The following is an 18,700-nucleotide window of genomic DNA, read 5'->3' on the forward strand; positions in this document are numbered from 1 at the left end:
ATGGAGGACAAGCGCTAGGTCGCGCGCAGGCCCTGGGCCACCGTCGGGTAGCGCAGCACCACGCGCAGTTCCCGGTGCAGCCGTGTGGCATCCAGCCGGCGGGACTCGCTCATGAAGCTCAGCAAAGGTGCGGGCAGTTGCTCCTTCGCCGCGCTGCGCGCCACCCGGGGCGGACGGGGCAGTCCGTACAGGTCGGCGGCCAGATCGAAATAATCGCCCATCTTCATGTCGCTGGCATCGCTCACGTGATAGACCCGTTGCGGCCGGCCGCGCCACAGGGCTGCCACGCAGGCGCGGGCCAGGTCGTCGGCATGGATGTGGTTGGTATAGACATCGTCCTCTGGCAACAGCACCGGCGTGCCGCGGCGCAAACGCGCTTCGGGCGTGCCGCCTTCGCGGTCGGGGGCGTAGATGCCGGGAATGCGCAGGATGCTGGCGCGCACCGGGCTGCGGCCCAAATGGCGAACCGCGCGCTCGGCATTCACCCGGCGCTGCGCGCGGGACGTGGCCGGCGCTACCGGCCGTGCCTCGGTCACCAGCGCGCCGCCGCAGTCCCCGTACACGCCGCTGGTCGAGCCATACACCAGCGCGGCCGGCAAAGTGCGCTGGCGCAGCGCACGCGCCAGAGCGACCGTGCGGCCATCGTAGCCCTTGGCAGCCCCGGCCACGGCATCGCCTGGAGGCGGTGCCAGATGCAGAACGCGGGTGGCCAGTCCGGACAGGCGGCGCAGGCTGGCGGCATCGTCCAGGTTGCCGACCAGGGGCGTGATGCCGGCAGCGCGCAGTTCCGCCACGCGCTGCGGACTGGAGGTGAGCGCCAGCACCCGCGGCCGCGGCCCGCTGGCCGGTACGCCCAGCACCCGGGCTGCCCGCAACCCCACGTCGCCACAGCCGATGATGAGCACACGCTGGCGTCGAAAGCGCGCTGGCAGGGCCCCTAGGGGACTTTGGTTTGAGGGCAAAATCGAGTCCGTTTGGCGAGAAGAAACTCCAAGGATACCCACTCCATGACCCCCGCAGAGACGGCCTCCGCCGCCCACCAGATCACCGTACAGCCCAGCGGCCGGGCGTTTGCCGCACACCCGGGCGAATCCATCCTGGCCGCGGCCATCCGCAGCGGTGTGGGCTTGCCTTACGGCTGCAAGGATGGCGCCTGCGGCTCGTGCAAGTGCAAGAAGCTCAGCGGCTCCGTGGCCCACGGCGAACACCAGTCGAAGGCACTGAGCGCGGCCGAGGCCGATGCCGGCTTCGTTCTCACCTGCTGCGCCCAGCCGCTGACCGACGTGGTGCTCGAATCGCGCCAGGTAACCGATGAAAGCGCCTACCCCATCAAGAAGCTGCCGGTGCGCGTGTCCACGCTCACGCGGGTGTCGCACGACGTGATGCAGGTGCGCCTGCAACTGCCCGCGGCTGACACGTTCCGCTATCACGCCGGCCAGTACATCGAATTCATCCTTCGCGACGGAGCGCGCCGCGCGTATTCCATGGCCAACGCGCCCCACACCCAGGCCGATGCGCCGGGGCTGGAACTGCACATCCGCCACATGGCGGGCGGGCGCTTCACCGACCACGTGTTCGGTGCCATGAAGGAAAAGGAAATCCTGCGCGTGGAAGGCCCCTTCGGCAGCTTCTTCCTGCGCGAGGACAGCGCCAAGCCCATCATCCTGCTGGCCTCGGGCACGGGGTTCGCGCCGATCAAGGCGCTGATCGAACACATCCAGGCCAAGCGCATCGAGCGCCCGGTCACGCTTTACTGGGGCGGCCGCCGCCCTGGCGATCTGTACATGGATGGCTGGGTGCGCGAGCGCACGGCCGAGATGCCCCGGCTGACCTATGTTCCCGTGGTGTCCCATGCCTTGCCGGAAGACGCCTGGACGGGCCGCACGGGCTTCGTCCACCAGGCCGTGATGGACGACCACGCCGACCTGTCGGGCCACCAGGTCTATGCCTGCGGCGCCCCCATCGTGGTCGATACGGCGCGCGGGGTGTACAGCGCGGAGCGCCAGTTGCCGCCTGACGAGTTCTATGCGGATGCCTTCACATCCGAAGCCGACAAGCACGGGAAAAGCGAGCCTTCCGCCCAACCCGCCGGAGACATGCGCACCCGTTAACGGCGCCAGCCCGGCCGGCCGTAATAGCCGCGACCATAGCCACCCCGGCCGTAGACGCCGAAGAACCCGATGGTCGGCGCCACGACGACGGGCGGGGGCGCCACGTACACGGACTCGGTCTGGTAGTAGCCCGGCCCGCCGTAGTAGCCGGCCCCTCCGTAATAGCCAGGGCCGACGGGCGCAACGACGCAGCCCGTCAGCAGGCTGGTGGCCACGGCAGCGGTGGCGAGGGTGATGAGGCGGATGGACATGATGGATGGCTCCTGAGTGCGGGTCCGATAGGCCATTCAACGCCCCGGACCTTAAGCGGTCACTTACGCACGGTATCGCAAAAGTAACAACAGGTAAAAGCGAAGGCCCTCCTGGCAGAGCATCACTGCGACAGCGCGCGGCATGCTTCGGCGCACCGGCGGCACGCGGCGGCACAGGCGCGGCAATGGGGCGTGTCGTGCCGGGCGCATTCGTTGGCGCAGCTGTCGCACAAGCGGGCACACAGGGCACAGATCTCTGGCGCATGGGCACTCTCGCGGGCCATGGCCGCTGCGGCGACGCGGCAGAGCGCGGCGCAGTCCATGTCCAGGGCGATGCACTGCACCATGCAGCGGGGCTCGGGCTCCCTCAGGCAGGCGGCCGCGCAGTAGTCGCACGCATCGGCACACTCGCTGCACGCCCGAATGCACTCGGCGTAGCGCGACGCAGTGACGGTGTCATGGAAGGCCTGCAGCATGGAATGTCCTTTTTCCGCCGATGCGGCGGCGTGTGATGAGCGCAAACTGAAAACGGCTTCGACGTTTATAAAAATGCCCTCTGGCAGACGCTGTAGGACGGTGCAGCGAACGCGCACCGCCGAATCCCTTTCATTTTTTTGCACAATGGCAACATGAATCGCAGAAACATCCTTCTCTCGGCCGCCACCATCGCCACGGCGTTTGCATCCCCGCTGGGCTACGCGCAGGATGCCCCCATACGCCTGATCGTGCCCTATGCCCCCGGGGGACCGCTGGACGTCACGTCTCGCGCGCTGGCCGAGCGGGTGCGCGACACGCTGGGCACGGTGATCATCGACAACAAGGCGGGCGCGGGCGGCAACATCGGTGCCGATGCCGTCGCCAAGGCCGCACCCGATGGCCTCACCATCGGCCTGGCCGCCACGGCGACGCATGCCGTGAACCCCTGGCTCTACAGCCGCATGCCCTACGACGCGGCCAAGGACTTCTCCGGCATCACGCAGATGGTGAGCGTGCCCAACGTGCTGGTCATCAATTCGGCCAAGGCGGCGGAGCTAAAGATCAACAACGTGGCCGACCTGATCGCCTACGCCAAGGCCAATCCCGCCAAGCTGAACTACGGCAGCGGCGGCAACGGCAGCGCCGGCCACCTGGCGGGCGAAATGTTCAAGCAGCGCGCCGGCATCTACGCGCTGCACATTCCCTACCGCGGCGCCAGCCCCGCGCAGCTCGCGCTGCTGGCGGGCGAAGTGGACTTCAACATCGACAACCTGGCCGCCGCCGCACCCAACATCCGCTCGGGCAAGCTCAAGGCATTGGCCGTGACCTCGCCGCAGGCCAGCGCCATGCTGCCGGGCGTGCCGCCGCTGTCGGCCACGTTCAAGGGCTTCGCGATCGAGACGTGGTGGGGCTTGGTGGCGCCGGCGGGCACGCCCAAGCCCATCATCGCCAAGCTGAACAAGGCCTTCGTGGCTGCGCTCAACGCACCGGAGACCAAGACGCGCTTCGCAGCCCTGATGGCTGAGCCCGTGGGCACCACGCCAGAACAGTTCGACGCCTTCATGGCGTCGGAGCGCGCCAAGTACCAGCAGGTGGTGAAAGCCTCGGGCGCCAAGGTCGATTGATCGGATCACCCAGTGGTGGCACGGCCGCCGGGATGACCGGCCGGCAACGCCACCGCCCTGCCGCCGCAGGGGATGGCCTCCAGTAAAAAAGGCCACCAGCGCTTATTCATCAAGCACTGAAAGCTATATTTTTAATAGCAATCAGACTCACGCGGCAGCGCGAAACTGCCGGCGGTACGCGGAGGGAGCAATGCCCACCGCCGCCGAAAAATGCTGCCGCAGCGAGACGGCCGAACCAAAGCCAGACGCTACGGCCACGGCCTCGATCGACTGGTCGCCCCCTTCCAGCAGGCGCTGCGCCAACGCAATGCGCTGGTTCTGCAGCCATTGCCCCACCGTGGTGCCGGTGGACTGGCGAAAGCGGCGCGTGAAGGTGCGCGGGCTCATCACGGCACGCCCGGCCAGCGCCTCCAGCGTGTGCGCCTCGTGCAGGTGTTCGCCCAGCCATTGCAGCAGCGGCGCGAGCCGATCCCCCCGCACCGAGGGCGCCACCGGCTGCTGGATGTATTGCGACTGGCCGCCCTGCCGGTGCGGCGCCACCACCATGCGGCGCGCGGCGCGGTTGGCGGCCTCGGCACCGTGCTGCTGGCGCAGCAGGTGCAGGCAGCAGTCGATGCCCGCAGCGGTGCCGGCCGAGGTCAGCACCGTGCCATCTTCCACATACAGCACCTCGGGCCGCAGCGCCACCCGCGGGTAGCGCTGCGCGAACGCCTGCGCCAGCGCCCAGTGGGTGGTGGCCGCCCGGCCGTCGAGCAACCCCGCCTCGGCCAGAACGAAGGCGCCCAGGCACAGGCCCACGATGCGGGCGCCTCGGCGGTGCGCGGACCGCAGCGCGGCCAGCAGCTCGGTGGGCGCGGGCGCCAGGTTCTCATGCCAGGACGGCACCACGACGATCTGCGCGCGCCGCAGCACCGCCAGGCTGTGATCCACATCGATGCCGAAGCCGGCTGAGGTGCGCATCGGGCCGGACTCCACCCCGCACACCCGCAGCCGGTAGCGCGGCGTGCCATCGGGCGTGCGGTCCTCGCCGAAAACCAGGCAGGGCACGGAGAGATGAAAGGGGCTGATGCCATCGAAGGCCACGACGGCCACGGTGCCCGGGGTGGTATGGGAAGGACTGCGCATGATGGCCCGATTCTATCGAATCGATGTCATTCGAGCCACTTTCAACCGGAGTGCGAAAGACGAACCATCGCCCTCAACCCCTCCGAATAACCCCTCGCGCAACCCTTCCAAAGGACTTTGAAAATGACCTCACCCCACACCCCTCCCCGCCGCGCGCTCGTCGTCATCGATGTGCAGAACGAATATTTCGCGGGCGGCAACCTGCCGATCGAATACCCGCCGGTGGCCGACACGCTGCCCAATATCGCCCGCGCGATGGACGCCGCGAACGCCGCTGGCTTGCCGGTGGTGGTGGTGCAGCACACCGCGCCAAGCGGGGCGCCCGTGTTCGACAAGGCCACGGACCGCTGGCAGTTGCATCCGGAAGTGGCGCGCCGCCATGCCGATCACCGCATCGAAAAGCAACTCGCGAGCGTTTTCGCCAACACCGACCTGGCCGACTGGCTGGCCGCCCGCGGCATCGACACGCTCACCGTGGTGGGCTACATGACGCACAACTGCGACGCCAGCACGGTGTTCGAGGCCGCGCACCGGGGCTTGGCGGTGGAGTTCCTGAGCGATGCCAGCGGCGCCCTGCCCTATGCCAATGCGGCCGGCCGCGTGAGTGCGGAAGAAATCCACCGCGTGTTCAGCGTGGTGTTCCACAGCAACTTCGCCGCGGTGACCACCACCCGGGACTGGCTGGCGGCCGTGCAGGCCGGCCAGGCCCTGCCGAAGGGCGATGTGTATTCGTCGAACCAGCGCGGGCGACAGGCCGTCTGAAACTCCGGTCAACAGCGCTGCCGGCCCGTGCTGAGCGTTGCAGGATTGCCACCTAGGCGGTTTTGCATGGCAAGCCATCTAAGATGGAAACGTGCTGCCCAACGCAGGGCAGCAGAGGATGAAAATGCACAGGCTACGGCTTCACTCTCGGAGGAACGCCAGCGGATGGAGGCGTCTGCTTTGTCTGTTGGCGGCAACCGCTTTCGCCGCCGCGACGGCGCAGGCGCAGACCATCGAAACCGTGGCTGGCACGGGGACGCAAGGCTTCAGCGGCGACGGCGGCCAAGCCATCTCGGCACAGTTGAATTACGCCTATGGGCTGGCGGACGATGGCTCGGGCAACCTCTACATCGCCGACAGCGCCAGCCATCGCATCCGCCGGGTCGATGCCAGCGGGGTCATCACCACGGTGGCAGGCACCGGCGCGGCAGGCTACGGCGGCGATGGCGGCTCGGCCGTGACAGCCCAGTTGAACGAGCCCCGCGGTATCGCCGTGGACACGGCCGGCAACCTTTTTATCGCCGATCTGAACAACCACCGCATCCGCAAGGTGGATGCCGGCGGCACCATCACCACCGTGGCAGGCACCGGCGCGGCCGGCTACAGCGGCGATGGCGGCGCAGCCACCGCAGCGCAGTTGAACAGCCCGTTCAGCGTGGCCGTCGATGGTGCAGGCCGGCTACACATTGCAGACAGCGCGAACTACCGCGTCCGACGCGTGGAGCCGAACGGCACCATCACCACGGAAGCGGGCGTGGGAACGTCGGGCTACGGGGGAGACAACGGCCCCGCCCTGGCAGCCCGGTTTCAGTTCATCTTCGGCATCGTGCGCGACAGTGCGGGCAACCTCTATCTGGCCGATGGCAACAACCACCGCATTCGGCGCGTGGATGCCAATGGAACCATGACCACCGTGGCGGGCACGGGCACCAGCGGCTTCGGTGGCGATGGCAGCCCTGCCGCAACCGCGCAACTCAATTTCCCGTCGGGCGTAGCGGTGGATAGCGCCGGCGTGCTCTACATCGCGGATGCCGGCAACAACCGGGTCCGCCAGGTGAATGCGGGCGGCACGATCACCACCGTGGCCGGCTCGGGCACATCGGGATACGGCGGGGACGGCGGCCCGGCCGTGGCGGCGCGGCTTCAGTTTCCCTTTGCGCTGGCCCTCGCCAGCAGTAGCCGCCTTCATGTGGCCGACACGGCCAATTTCCGCACCCGCCTGATTTCGCTGCCCGTAGTGCCGGGCGCTCCAACCGACCTGACGGCCACGGCAGGCAGCGGGCAAGCCAGCCTTGCGTGGGTCGCGCCGGCCGACGGGGGCTCCAGCCCCATCGTGGGCTACACCGTTACCGGCACCGCCCTCGGGGGCGGCGCAAACCTGGCGTGCACGGCCATGGCCCCGGCCACCCAGTGCACCGTGACGGGCCTGAACGATGGCGCCATCTATCGCTTCACCGTGCGGGCCACCAACGGCGCCGGCGATAGCGTGGACTCGGCACCCGTTCAAGCGGCCTCCTTCGGGGCCGTCCCGGGCATGCAGGGCTCGGGCGGCGCAGTGATCTCGGGGGGCGGCAGCAGCTGTTCGTCGGTGACTGCGTCCACGGGATTCGGTACCGGGGCGCCCATTGGCCTTCCAGCGGGGAGCACCCTGCCCTTCGGCGTTTTCCGCTTCCGTGCGGTGGGGTGCACCGGCGCTGCCCTGACAGTGGCCGTGACCTATCCCCAGGCACTGCCTGCCGGCGTGAGCCTCTACCAGTACGGCCCACCCCAGGCGGGCCAGGCGCCTGCATGGTCTGCATTGGCCGGCGCCAGCCTGAGCCCGGACCGCCGGACGGTTACCTATACCGTGTCAGAAGACGGGGCCGGCGACTCGGACACCGTCACCGCAGGCGCCATCGAGAGCCTGATGGCGCCCCTCGCCCTGGGGGGAGCACCGGGCAATGCGCAGCCCATTCCCGCTTGGGATCCCTGGGCCCTGTGGCTGACGGCCCTGGTGACGATGGCCATCGGCTTGGCCAAGCTGCGGAGAACGGCTCCTTAAGAACGTGTTCAATGTCTTTTTGGAGATCGCGTTGGAGCGCAATCGGGATGAGTGGGTGGGCCGTCGGCGCCGCATGGGCCCGTGCCCATGCAAGCCGGCGGGGCGTTCAATCGCCCGATTTCGCTCCAACCCGAAGGGCCAGTGCCTTTTCGGGCCGTCTGCGGCGTTGCGGCGCTGGCCAATGGCCCCAGCTATTGGCGGCGCACCGCGCCTTGCATCCCCTCCCGAAAAGACTCTGGCGCGACGCTAAAAAGACATTGAACACGTTCTAAGGCCAGAAGGGCCCGATCCGCTCGATGCGCTGCGACTGCACGGCGGCCAGGCGGGCGGGCTCGACGCGCCCGGGCGCGATCTCGGCCAGGGGCTGCAGCACGAAGGCGCGCTCACCCATGCGCGGATGGGGCACGGTGAGTTCGGGGGTGTCGATGCGCTCGTCGCCGTACAGCAGCACGTCCAGGTCCAGCGTGCGGGGCGCATTGCGATAGGGACGCTCACGGCCGGCGGCCTGCTCGATGGCCTGCAGCGCATGCAGCAGGTCGATCGGGGCCAGTGGCGTGACCAGCTCGGCCACGGCGTTCCAATAGTCGGGACCACCGGCATCCACCGGGGCGCTGCGGTACAGCGACGACACCCGCCGCACGCGGCTGCCGGGCCATTGGGCCATGGCATCGAGCGCACCGAGCAGCGCCGCCCGCGAATCGCCCAGGTTGGCGCCCAGCCCGATCCAAGCGGACACTGCGGAGCTTTGACCGCTCGGGGGAAAGGACACCGCCGGCATGGTGCGCCCCGCCTCGATCAATCGCCCGAAGGGCCGGACGAGGCCGCGGGGGCAGCGCCCTCGCCACCGCCGCCCGAAGGCTTGCGCCGGCGCCGGCGGCGCTTCTTGGGAGCGGCCTGGCCGTCGCCGGCCCCGTCTTCACCGCCATCGTGTTCGTGTTCATGTTCTTCGCCATCCTGGCCGCCCTGGGCCCGCGGGGAAGGGGCTGCTGCCGGGCGTGCTTCGCCCGCCGACACCGCGCCGCCGTCCGCATCGGTGGCCGGCCGGGGCACGCGGCGCACGACGGGCTGGGCCTTGCGCTGACGGGATTTTTGCTCTTCGCGCGCCTGGTCGATCATGTCGTCGCGGCGCAGGTCGTCGGCGTGCTGGAACTCCTGCCACCATTCGGCCAGCGCCTCCTCGACCTCGCCCACGTCGGCGCGCAGGCGCATGAAGTCGAAGCCGGCGCGAAAGCGCGCCTGGGCCACCATGCTGTAGGGCGTGGAGCCCACGCGCTTGTCGAAGCGCGGCTGCATGACCCAGATCTCGCGCATGTCGGCGGCCAGCTTGCCGCGACCCGACACGTCGCCGATGCGCCGCTCGAACACTTCGTCGATGGCGTCCTGCAGCGCGGGAAAGGGCTGCTCGCGCTGCGCGATGCGGCGGTCCCAGCCGGTCTTCACGTCCTGCCACAGCACGCAGGCCAGCAGGAAGCTCGGCGCCACGGGCTTGCCTTCGCCCACGCGGCGGTCGGTGTCGGCCAGGGCGGCGCTCACGAAGGAGGTGTCTGCGCGCTCGACCACCACGTCCAGCAGCGGGTAGATGCCGGTGGCCATGTTCAGCTTCTTGAGCTGCGCGATGGTGGCCAGCGCGTGGCCCGTCTGCAGCAGCTTGAGCATTTCGTCGAACATGCGGCTTTGCGGCACATCGGCCAGCAGCGTCTGCGACTCGATCAGCGGGCCGGCCGTCTTGGGCTCGATGGTGAAGCCCAGGCCCGCCAGCTTGGCCGCGAACCGCACGGCGCGAATGATGCGCACCGGGTCTTCGCGGTAGCGCGTGGCCGGGTCGCCGATCATGCGCAGCAGCTTTTTCTTCGCGTCCTGGATGCCCTTGTGGTAATCCACCACGACCTGCGTCTCGGGGTCGTAGTACATCGCGTTGACGGTGAAGTCGCGCCGCGTGGCGTCTTCGTCCTGCGGGCCCCAGACGTTGTCGCGCAGCACGCGGCCGCTGGCGTCCACGGCATGCTGCATGCCCACCAACTGCTGTTTGCTGGTCTTTTCGTTGCCGCTCACCTGCTGCTCGATGGCGGTGTTGTCCAGGTAGGCGCGGAAGGTGGAGACCTCGATCACCTCATGCTCGCGGCCCCGGCCGTGCACCACGTGCACGATGCGAAAGCGCTTGCCGATGATGAAGGCGCGCCGGAACAGGCCCTTGACCTGCTCGGGCGTGGCGTTGGTGGCCACGTCGAAGTCCTTGGGGCGCAGGCCCAGCAGCAGGTCGCGCACGGCGCCGCCCACGATGTAGGCCTCGAAACCCGCCGCCTTGAGCGTGCGCACCACGTCGGCCGCGCGGCGGTCCACCAGTTCGGGGTTGATGCCGTGCACCGAGGCAGGCACTTCCTCGCGCTTGCCGAAGCGGTTCTTTCCGCGGCCGGCGCCAGCGGCGCCCTTGCCCAGCAGTTTGTCGATGAACGTCTTGATCATGGTTGGGTGGGAAAGAGATCCAATATGCGCCAGCCACGCTGCTGCGCGAGCGCCCGCAGGCGGGGGTCGGGGTTGGTGGCCACCGGGTGGTCAACGGTTTCGAGCAGGGGCACGTCGTTCATGGAGTCGCTGTAGAACGTGCTCTCCACGCCGCTCCAGGCCAGGCCGCGCGCGGCCAGCCATTCTTCCATGCGCCGCACCTTGCCTTCGCGCATGGTCGGCGTGCCCTCGATGGCGCCGGTGTACCAGCCCTGCGCGTCGCGCGCAAGGCCCATGGAGAGCAGCTCGTCCACGCCCAGCGCCCGGGCGATGGGACGGGTCACGAACTCGTTGGTGGCGGTGATGATGACGACCTGGTCGCCCGCTGCCTGGTGCTGGCGCACCAGGTCCAGCGCCTGCGGCTGGATGGCCGGCTCGATCACCTCGCGCATGAACTGTGCGTGCGCCGCGGCAGCGGCCTCGGGCCCGCGCTGGCGCACGGCGTCGATGGCAAAGCGCACGTAGTCGTGCACGTTCAGCGTGCCGGCCTGGTAGTGGGCGTAGAACTCGCCGTTGCGGCGGCCGAACTCGACCGGGTCGTTCCAGCCGATGCGGATGGTGAACTCGCCCCACTCGTAGTCGGAATCGAGCGGCAGCAAAGTGTGGTCGAGGTCGAACAGGGCCAGCCGAGGGCGTTGCGCCGGGGGTTCAGGGTTCATGCGTGGTGTGTCTGGGAAAGGGGCGGATGGTGGACCGGCAGCGTGCGCTGCTATTCGGACTCCAGCATGGCCCGAAGCAAGGGAATGGTGATGGCGCGCTGGGTGCGCAGGGCGAAGCTGTCCAGCTGGTCCAGCAACTGCATGAGGCTGCCCAGGTCGCGCGAGAAGCGCTTGAGCATGTAGTCCATCACATCGTCGCCCAGAAAGATGCCGCGCGCGTCGGCCTCCTGGCGCAGCACGGCGCGGCGTTCGGCCTCGCCCAGCAGATGCAATTGAAAGATGTGGCCCCAGCCCAGGCGGCTGCGCAGGTCGTCGCGCAGCGGCAGGTCGGCCGGCGGCGTCTGGCCGGCGGCCAGCACCCAGCGGGGCTCGCCCACGGCGGGGCTGATGGCATTGACGAACCAGTTGAAGGCGGCGGCCTGCTGGGCCGTGTTGTACAGGTGCACCTCGTCCAGCAGCACGGCGGACCAGCGGTCGTCGAACGCCGTCGGCTCGGCCACCGAGGCATCGAGCCAGCCGACCGAGGCGCCCTGCTCGCGCAGGGCCTCGCGCACGGCCTCCAGCAGGTGGGTCTTGCCGCTGCCCGACTCGCCCCAGAGGTAGGTGGGCACCGGCGAGCGCAGCACCTCGACGGCGCCGTCGCCCACGGCCAGCCGCAGGTGCTGCAGGGCCGCCTCGTTGGTGCCGGCGAAGAACCGGGACAGCGTGGGCCCGGTGGCCAGGCCGATGTCGAGCGCGAGCTGCTTCATGCGCCGCGCCCCGGCACGGCGGCCCGCACGCGCCGCGCACCCGGGCCGCAGCGGCAGGCGCGGTGCGGGACGAAGGGCGGCAGAGGGGGGCGAGGCGGCATGGAAGTGGGAATGGCAAAGGGCCGGATGGCAGGGCGCGCGGGACACGCCGGCGCGAATTTTAGTCTGCCGCGGCGACCCGTCCGGCCACGGCGCCACGGGCCACCCGCGGCCACGCCATCCGCCGGCCCCGCGGGGGCATTGGCGGGCCAGGCGGGCGGGGCCTTTAAAATCCGCCGCTCCAGCCCGCCGCGCGGGCCCACCAGCACTCACGAACCCTTCCATGAGCTCCTCCGACTCCTCCACCCCCATCTCCTACAAAGACGCTGGCGTCGATATCGATGCCGGCGACGCGCTGGTCGAGCGCATCAAGCCGCTCGCCAAGAAGACCATGCGCGAGGGCGTGCTGGCCGGCATCGGCGGTTTCGGCGCCCTGTTCGAGGTGCCCAAGCGCTACCAGGAGCCGGTGCTGGTGAGCGGCACGGATGGCGTGGGCACCAAGCTCAAGCTGGCCTTCGAATGGAACATGCACGACACCGTGGGCATCGACCTGGTCGCCATGAGCGTGAACGACGTGCTGGTGCAGGGTGCCGAACCGCTGTTCTTCCTCGACTACTTCGCCTGCGGCAAGCTGGACGTGGACACGGCCGCGGCCGTGGTGGGCGGCATCGCCCGGGGCTGCGAGCTGTCGGGCTGCGCCCTGATCGGCGGCGAGACGGCAGAAATGCCCGGCATGTACCCCGCCGGCGAGTACGACCTGGCCGGCTTTGCGGTCGGCGCGGTCGAAAAATCCAAGATCCTCACCGGCAGGGCCGTGGCGGCCGGCGACGTGGTGCTGGGCCTGGCCTCGGCCGGCGTGCACTCCAACGGATTCAGCCTGGTGCGCAAGTGCATCGAGCGGGCCGGCGATTCAGCCCCCGCCACGCTGGACGGCAAGCCGTTCAAGCAAGCGGTCATGGAACCCACGCGCCTGTATGTGAAGAACGTGCTGGCCGCGCTGGCCAAGCACCCTGCGCCGCAGGATGCGGCATCGGCCGGCGGCATCAAGGCCCTGGCCCACATCACGGGCGGCGGCCTGCTGGAGAACATTCCGCGCGTGCTGCCTGAGGGCCTGGCCGCGCACCTGAAAGCCGGCAGCTGGCCGCAGACCGAGCTGTTCGCCTGGCTGCAGAAGACGGCCGGCATCGACGACATCGAGATGAACCGCACCTTCAACAACGGCATCGGCATGGTGGTGGTGGTCTCGGCGTCCGAAGCCGAAGCCACGGCCGCCACGCTGCGCTCGCTGGGCGAGACGGTCTACACGATCGGCACCATCGCCGAACGCGGCGACGGCGCGCCCGTGGTGGTGGGCTGACCCCCTCAGCCGCACCCCGCCACCCATGATGGAGCCGCTCGCACCGCACGACGTTCCGCCCTCTGCCGCCGGCCCCGTGCGGGCGGCCCCCACTGCGCCCGGCGCGGCCGGTGCCGGCGTGCCTGCGGGCACCGCAGCGGCGGCCCCTTCCCAGGCCTTGGCCACGCCCCCCGCCCGGCCCCGCGGCGTGGTCACGGCCAGCTACGTGCTCATGGCTGCGGCCCTGCTGCTGGTGATGTGGCAGGGTCTGCTGCCCGGCCTGCTGTGCGCCTGCCTGGGGTTTCTGCTCACGCGCTGGCTGGCGCCGCGCCTGGCCTGGCCGCCGGGGCGCAGCGTGCGCCGGCCGTCCGGCAGTGGCGCCACGGCAGGCCAGGTGATCGCGGCGGCCGTGGTCATGCTGGCGCCGCTGTCGCTCATCGTGCTGGCGGCCTCGCATTCGCGCAGCTACATCGTCGAGGCGCCGCAGCAGTACCGCGAACTGCTCGACTTTCTGGCCCGCACAGTGCTGGAGCTGCGCCTCAAGCTGCCGCCCGACATCGCCTCGCACCTGCCCGAGGGCGCGGTGGAGATCCAGCGCACCATCGCCGGCTACCTGGGCGCCAAGGCGGGCGCACTGGCCATGGCCGGCCGCGCGTGGCTCAGCGGCCTGCTGCATGCCTACGTGGGCCTGCTGATCGGGGCCCTGGCCGCCGTGCGCACGCTGGACGGGGCCCGCGGACCGCTGGCCGAGGCGCTCTCGGCGCGCATCACCTGGTTCGGCGAGGCCTTCCGCCAGATCGTGGCGGCGCAGTTCTGGATCGCGGCGTTCAACACGCTGCTGACGGCGATCTTCCTGCTGGGCGTGCTGCCGCTGTGGGACCTGCAGCTGCCCTACACGCCCGCGCTGATCACGCTCACCTTCCTGGCGGGGCTGGTGCCGATCGTTGGCAACCTGCTGTGCAACGCGGTCATCACCATCGTGGGGTTGTCGGTGTCGCCGGCCGCGGCCATCGCCTGCCTGGCGTTCCTGATCCTGATCCACAAGGCCGAATACGTCATCAACGCCAAGGTGGTCGGCCAGCGCACCCACATGGGCGTGTGGGAGCTGCTGGCGGTGATGTTCGTGGCCGAGGCGGTGTTCGGCCCCGCCGGGCTGGTGGCAGCGCCGCTGTTCTACGCGTACCTCAAGAAGGAACTGCAGGCAGCGCAGCTCGTCTAGTGCGTGTCATGCACTTTTCTCAGTGAGAGCAGAGCCGTGATGAGCGTTTGCGGATGCCCCGCGAGCCGTACCCAACGGACGCCAGCGATGAAGAATGGAGCTTCGCGGCGCCCTATCTGCCCCTGATGGACCGGCACGCTTCCCAGCGAGAGCACGATCTGCGGAAAGTCTTCAATGCCCTGCGCTGGCTGTGACGCGCGGGACCGCCCTGGCGGATGCAGCCCCATGGTCCCGCCGCCCTGGGAAGTGATCTATCAGCGCCGGCGCTGGTTGGACGCGGGTTGCTTCGAGGCGATGGTCTCGACCTGCGCTCCATCATTCGCATAGCGCAGGGTCGCCAAAGCCAGCCCAGCGCCGTGGTGATGGATGGGCGCACGTGCAGTCGAGCGCGGCAGCAAGGCCCACATGGCCTCGGACACGCGCCAGGCCGCGCGTTCAGGCAGATCTTCCAGGCAGCGCGGACCTGCGTCTGGCAGCGGAGCCCCGCCCTGCCACCCGCGCCTTCATCGCGGCCCGCCCCCCCGCGCAAAGCCCATGTCACAGAACCGCCCCACGGGTTTGTACCGAGCCAGCGCCTTCCACTCCAGCATTACGCTTGTCTGGCGCGCCACGCAGCCCGTGGGACGGCGTGCAGCGTCCCACGGCCCCAATCGCTTGCCTCCAAGGGTTCCCATGACCATCGCAAGAAAACTGGCCCTCCTCCTGCTGAGCGCCATTCTCGGCATCGCGGTGATGACGGCGTGGTTCCTGATCTCCGAGCGACAGCTCATCCTGCAAGAGCGCCAGACCGGCGTGCGCCAGGTGGTCGAGGCGGCGCACGGCATCGCTACGCACTTCCATGACCTGAGCACCCAGGGCGGACTCTCCGACGACGAGGCCCGCAAGCGCGCGGCCGCTGCCATCCAGGCACTGCGCTACAGCGGCAACGAATACGTCTGGATCAATGACATGCACCCGCGCATGGTGATGCACCCGGTGCGCCCCGAGTTGAACGGCAAGGACCTGACCGACAACAAGGACCCCAACGGCAAGCCGCTGTTCATGGAATTCGTGCGCACCGTACAGGCCAGTGGCGCAGGCTTCGTGCCTTACCTGTGGCCCAAGCCCGGCAGCGAAGCGCCGGTCGAGAAGACGTCGTACGTCAAGGGTTTCGCGCCCTGGGGCTGGGTGATCGGATCGGGCGTGTACATCGACACGGTGAACGCCGCCATCTGGCAGCGCGCCCTGGGGTTCGGCTTGGTGGCGGCGCTGCTGGGGGCTGCCCTGCTGGTGATAGGCACCTTGATATCGCGCAACCTGCTGCGCCAATTGGGCGGCGAGCCCCGGTACGCACGCACCATCGCCCGCAGCATTTCAGAGGGCGATCTGTCGGTGGCGGTGGACACGCGCCAGGGCGACCACTCCAGCCTGCTTCTGGACATGCAGACCATGCGCGATAGCCTGCACCGCATCGTGCAGCGCGTGCGCGACGGCACCGAGCACATCGCAGGCGCGTCGCAGCAGATCGCCGCCGGCAACTACGACCTGTCGGCCCGCACCGAATCGCAGGCCAGCGCGCTGGAGCAGACCGCCGCCTCCATGGAGGAGATGACCTCCAACGTGAAGCAGAACGCGGACAACGCCCGGCAGGCCAGCGTGCTGGCGCAATCGGCGTCCGACGTGGCGCGCCAGGGCGGCACGGTGGTGGACAAGGTGGTGCAGACCATGGGCTCCATCGATGCGTCGTCGCGCAAGGTGTCCGAAATCACCGGGGTCATCGAAGGCATCGCGTTCCAGACCAACATCCTCGCCCTGAACGCAGCGGTCGAGGCGGCGCGAGCCGGCGAACAAGGGCGTGGCTTCGCGGTGGTGGCCACCGAAGTGCGCAGCCTGGCGCAGCGCTCGTCCGAGGCGGCCAAGGAGATCAAGGCGCTGATCAGCCACTCCGCCGAGCAGGTGAAGGCCGGCACCCAGCTGGCGCAGGAGGCCGGCACGACCATGCAGAACCTTGTGGACAGCGTGCTGCGCGTGTCCGCCGTGATCGAAGACATCAGCCAGGCCAGCCGCGAGCAGACCGACGGCATCGAGCAGATCAACGAAGCCATCTCGCAAATGGACCAGGGCACGCAGCAAAACGCCGCCCTCGTCGAGCAGGCCACCGCCGCTGCCGCCTCGCTGCAGCAGCAGGCCAACGAACTCAAGCAGGTGGTGGCGGCCTTTCACCTGCACCGGGCCGCGGAAGGCTCGGAAGGTTCAGGGCAAGGCATGGGGGAGGCTGCGCTGCGTCGGCCGGGGCCGGCCCGTCGGCAGTTGAACTGACGCCAGCGCTCGATACGGTGGCACCGGCCCACACCAGGGTGTCCAAGAAACGTTATTTGCTATTTTTTTTAATAGCGCTCAGCACATATAGATCTAGGGAATCAGCCTCTTTTTACCATCAATCCCTCATGGCGCAGGTGGGAACTGCCGCACCACGAACGCCCAGATCAGCGCGGAGGCGTCCGGGCCGTCCGGATCGCTGTAGGGCACGCTGGCCAGGCCGCCGCTCCAGGCATGCCCCAGGCCCAGGATTTCGCGCAGCGCCACCACGGTGCGGCCCTGCCGCTTGAACTCGGTCAGGCGCGTGGCGTGCCGCTTGCCGCGCTGCTGCATGCGCGCGGCGCCGGCCTTGGCGCCCAGCGCCTGCGCCCACAGCTCGGCGGTCGCGCAGGCATTGCGGGGCGATACCACGCCGTCGGCCTCGCCGTGCAGCACCAGCAGCGGAGGCAAGGGCAGCGGGCCTTCGGGCGGGGGCGGGCCCATGCCCAGCACCGGGGGCGCGGGCTCGGGCAGCAGGGCCTCGCGGCGCCCGCTCATGGCGGCCAGCGCCTGGGCGGACGACTCCGCCGTGCCCGGCGCCACGCCCGAATGCATGGCCACCGCGCAGAACCGTTCCGGATAGCGCGCCGCCAGCAGCACCGCCATGCATGCGCCGGCTGACAGGCCGGCCACCGCCACGCGCGTGAGATCGACCGGATGGCGCCGCGCCACCTGGTCCACCGCCGCCATGAGCGTGGCCGCTTCCGCGTGGGCCTTGCCGTTGCGGTGCGAGAACCAGTTCCAGCATCCCTGCGCGTTGGCGATGCGCTCCTGCTCGGGGTACAGCACCAGAAAGCGCTCGCGGGCAGCGAGCCGGTTCATGCGCGAACTGGCGGCCAGATCGGCCCCCGTCTGCCCGCAGCCGTGCAGCATCACCATCATGGGGAGCTTTTCGCCCGCGCCCAGGGCCAGGCCCGGGGGAATGTGCAGGTGAAAACGCCGCGCACCGGCCGGGCCGGGGGCGATGCCGCCGATCCATTCGCCCGCCCCGGGCGGCACCTTGCGCGGCGCCCGGGCCTTGGGGGTGGCGGCATTCACCAGCGACAGCAGGGGCTTGGCGGCGGCCTTCACCCGCGCCGGGCGCGTGGCCCGGGCCAGCGCCTTCAGGTTGCGCTGGTAGGCCCGGGTGAAAACGGACAAGGAAAACAGTCGGGAGCTGCGGGGCATGGGCGGTCGTCCAATCGGCGGGGTAGCGGGTTCACCATACCAGTTTTGTTGCAGTGCAGCATTTTTTGGGCCTACCCACTATGGAATTGGCGCAATGGACTACAAACCCGCTGGCCGCAAGCCGCCGAAAAATGTCCTGAAATGATCGACCTTTGGCCGCCCGGGGACGGACGGCGCCCGCCACCGCTTTCACAATCAGCGCCATACTCCACCCACCATGAAACCACTGCCATGAAAACCTGTCTCATAGTGATCGACGCGCAGGAATCGTTCCGCCAACGCCCTTACTTCACCGAGGAAAGCCTGCCGCCCTATCTGGCCGCGCAGAACGCGCTGATCGATGGCTGCGTGGTCCGGGGCGTGCCCGTGGTGCGCATCTTTCACAGCGATGGCCCCGCCGAGGCCGGCAACCCGTTCGCCATCGAATCCGGCCATGTGCGCCCGCTGGACGGGCTGGCGCCGTTCGAGGCCGCCGCCACCTTCACCAAATCGCGGCACAGCGCGCTGGTGGACACGGGCCTGGCCGTCTGGCTGACCCAGCACGGCATCCGGCGCCTGATCGTGAGCGGCATCCGCACCGAGCAGTGCTGCGAGACCGCCACCCGCCATGCCTGCGACCTGGGCTGGCAGGTGGACTACGCCCTCGACGCCACGCTCACCTGGGACATGGTGCAGCCCGACGGCCGCACGCTCACCGCCGCCGACATCCACGCCCGAACCGCCACCGTGCTGCAGGACCGCTTCGCCACCGTGTGCACCGCCGCCCAGGCGCTGGAGCGCCTGGGCACGGCAGCCTGACCT

The 18,700-nt window shown here is 69.3% G+C and carries 17 protein-coding genes and 1 pseudogene; 9 read left to right on the forward strand and 9 right to left on the reverse strand.

The window, feature by feature from the left end; all coding sequences use genetic code 11:
* Window positions 1-14: 14 nt before the first annotated feature.
* Entirely contained in the window at window positions 15-962 is a 948-nt protein-coding gene (locus M5C98_RS16655; RefSeq protein ID WP_272548564.1) for an NAD-dependent epimerase/dehydratase family protein, read from the reverse strand.
* A gap of 45 nt (window positions 963-1,007) precedes the next feature.
* On the opposite strand from M5C98_RS16655, the gene M5C98_RS16660 reads away from it, so the two are divergent.
* Window positions 1,008-2,111: a CDP-6-deoxy-delta-3,4-glucoseen reductase gene (locus M5C98_RS16660; protein WP_272548565.1), complete on the forward strand. Its 1,104-nt coding sequence runs from the start codon at window positions 1,008-1,010 to the stop codon at window positions 2,109-2,111.
* Here the strand turns inward: M5C98_RS16660 and M5C98_RS16665 are convergent.
* Entirely contained in the window at window positions 2,108-2,362 is a 255-nt protein-coding gene (locus tag M5C98_RS16665; RefSeq protein ID WP_272548566.1) for a hypothetical protein, read from the reverse strand. The genes M5C98_RS16660 and M5C98_RS16665 overlap by 4 nt on opposite strands.
* A 122-nt stretch (window positions 2,363-2,484) precedes the next feature.
* Entirely contained in the window at window positions 2,485-2,838 is a 354-nt protein-coding gene (locus M5C98_RS16670) for a four-helix bundle copper-binding protein (RefSeq protein ID WP_272548567.1), read from the reverse strand.
* Window positions 2,839-2,991: 153 nt separating this feature from the next.
* Here M5C98_RS16670 and M5C98_RS16675 point away from each other — a divergent pair, with 153 nt between their 5' ends.
* Window positions 2,992-3,963, forward strand: coding sequence for a Bug family tripartite tricarboxylate transporter substrate binding protein (locus M5C98_RS16675; protein WP_272548568.1), 972 nt, complete (start codon window positions 2,992-2,994; stop codon window positions 3,961-3,963).
* A gap of 147 nt (window positions 3,964-4,110) precedes the next feature.
* Here the strand turns inward: M5C98_RS16675 and M5C98_RS16680 are convergent, their stop codons facing one another.
* Window positions 4,111-5,088 (reverse strand): GlxA family transcriptional regulator, encoded by a 978-nt coding sequence (locus tag M5C98_RS16680; protein ID WP_272548569.1) that lies wholly within the window; start codon window positions 5,086-5,088, stop codon window positions 4,111-4,113.
* Between the two features lie 123 nt (window positions 5,089-5,211).
* On the opposite strand from M5C98_RS16680, the gene M5C98_RS16685 reads away from it, so the two are divergent.
* Both M5C98_RS16685 and M5C98_RS16690 read left to right on the forward strand, forming a co-directional pair.
* Window positions 5,212-5,850, forward strand: coding sequence for a cysteine hydrolase family protein (locus M5C98_RS16685; protein WP_272548570.1), 639 nt, complete (start codon window positions 5,212-5,214; stop codon window positions 5,848-5,850).
* Window positions 5,851-6,037: 187 nt separating this feature from the next.
* Window positions 6,038-7,891, forward strand: a complete 1,854-nt coding sequence (locus tag M5C98_RS16690) for an NHL domain-containing protein (protein ID WP_272548571.1) — start codon at window positions 6,038-6,040, stop codon at window positions 7,889-7,891.
* Between the two features lie 268 nt (window positions 7,892-8,159).
* On the opposite strand, the gene folK is transcribed toward M5C98_RS16690, so the two are convergent.
* From folK to hda, 4 genes are read right to left on the reverse strand one after another with little or no spacing between them, the layout of a single operon-like run.
* On the reverse strand, window positions 8,160-8,669 hold the full coding sequence (folK, locus tag M5C98_RS16695; RefSeq protein ID WP_272548572.1) for a 2-amino-4-hydroxy-6-hydroxymethyldihydropteridine diphosphokinase: 510 nt from the start codon (window positions 8,667-8,669) through the stop codon (window positions 8,160-8,162).
* A 17-nt stretch (window positions 8,670-8,686) separates the two neighbouring features.
* Window positions 8,687-10,354: a polynucleotide adenylyltransferase PcnB gene (gene pcnB / locus M5C98_RS16700; protein ID WP_272548573.1), complete on the reverse strand. Its 1,668-nt coding sequence runs from the start codon at window positions 10,352-10,354 to the stop codon at window positions 8,687-8,689.
* Window positions 10,351-11,052 (reverse strand): HAD family hydrolase, encoded by a 702-nt coding sequence (locus M5C98_RS16705; RefSeq protein ID WP_272548575.1) that lies wholly within the window; start codon window positions 11,050-11,052, stop codon window positions 10,351-10,353. Before M5C98_RS16705 ends, pcnB begins: the two co-directional genes overlap by 4 nt.
* A 50-nt stretch (window positions 11,053-11,102) precedes the next feature.
* Entirely contained in the window at window positions 11,103-11,801 is a 699-nt protein-coding gene (gene hda / locus M5C98_RS16710) for a DnaA regulatory inactivator Hda (protein WP_272548576.1), read from the reverse strand.
* 322 nt (window positions 11,802-12,123) lie between these two features.
* On the opposite strand from hda, the gene purM reads away from it, so the two are divergent.
* From purM to M5C98_RS16730, 4 genes and pseudogenes are all read left to right on the forward strand, one after another.
* Window positions 12,124-13,197 carry a phosphoribosylformylglycinamidine cyclo-ligase gene (gene purM / locus M5C98_RS16715; protein WP_272548577.1) on the forward strand — a complete coding sequence of 358 codons (1,074 nt, stop codon included), beginning with the start codon at window positions 12,124-12,126 and terminating at the stop codon, window positions 13,195-13,197.
* A gap of 211 nt (window positions 13,198-13,408) precedes the next feature.
* Window positions 13,409-14,395, forward strand: coding sequence for an AI-2E family transporter (locus M5C98_RS16720; protein WP_442867290.1), 987 nt, complete (start codon window positions 13,409-13,411; stop codon window positions 14,393-14,395).
* A gap of 53 nt (window positions 14,396-14,448) precedes the next feature.
* Window positions 14,449-14,799, forward strand: a pseudogene (locus tag M5C98_RS16725) (transposase); the annotation flags it as partial.
* A 268-nt stretch (window positions 14,800-15,067) separates the two neighbouring features.
* Window positions 15,068-16,693, forward strand: a complete 1,626-nt coding sequence (locus M5C98_RS16730) for a methyl-accepting chemotaxis protein (RefSeq protein WP_272548579.1) — start codon at window positions 15,068-15,070, stop codon at window positions 16,691-16,693.
* 126 nt (window positions 16,694-16,819) lie between these two features.
* On the opposite strand, the gene M5C98_RS16735 is transcribed toward M5C98_RS16730, so the two are convergent.
* Window positions 16,820-17,899 carry an extracellular catalytic domain type 1 short-chain-length polyhydroxyalkanoate depolymerase gene (locus M5C98_RS16735; protein ID WP_272548580.1) on the reverse strand — a complete coding sequence of 360 codons (1,080 nt, stop codon included), beginning with the start codon at window positions 17,897-17,899 and terminating at the stop codon, window positions 16,820-16,822.
* A 231-nt stretch (window positions 17,900-18,130) separates the two neighbouring features.
* On the opposite strand from M5C98_RS16735, the gene M5C98_RS16740 reads away from it, so the two are divergent.
* The gene (locus tag M5C98_RS16740) at window positions 18,131-18,697 is read left to right on the forward strand and encodes a cysteine hydrolase family protein (protein WP_272548581.1); all 567 of its coding nucleotides are present in this window, start codon (window positions 18,131-18,133) and stop codon (window positions 18,695-18,697) included.
* The last annotated feature ends 3 nt before the right edge of the window (window positions 18,698-18,700 follow it).

Source organism: Acidovorax sp. NCPPB 3576, assembly GCF_028473605.1.
Classification (GTDB): Bacteria; Pseudomonadota; Gammaproteobacteria; order Burkholderiales; family Burkholderiaceae_C; genus Paracidovorax.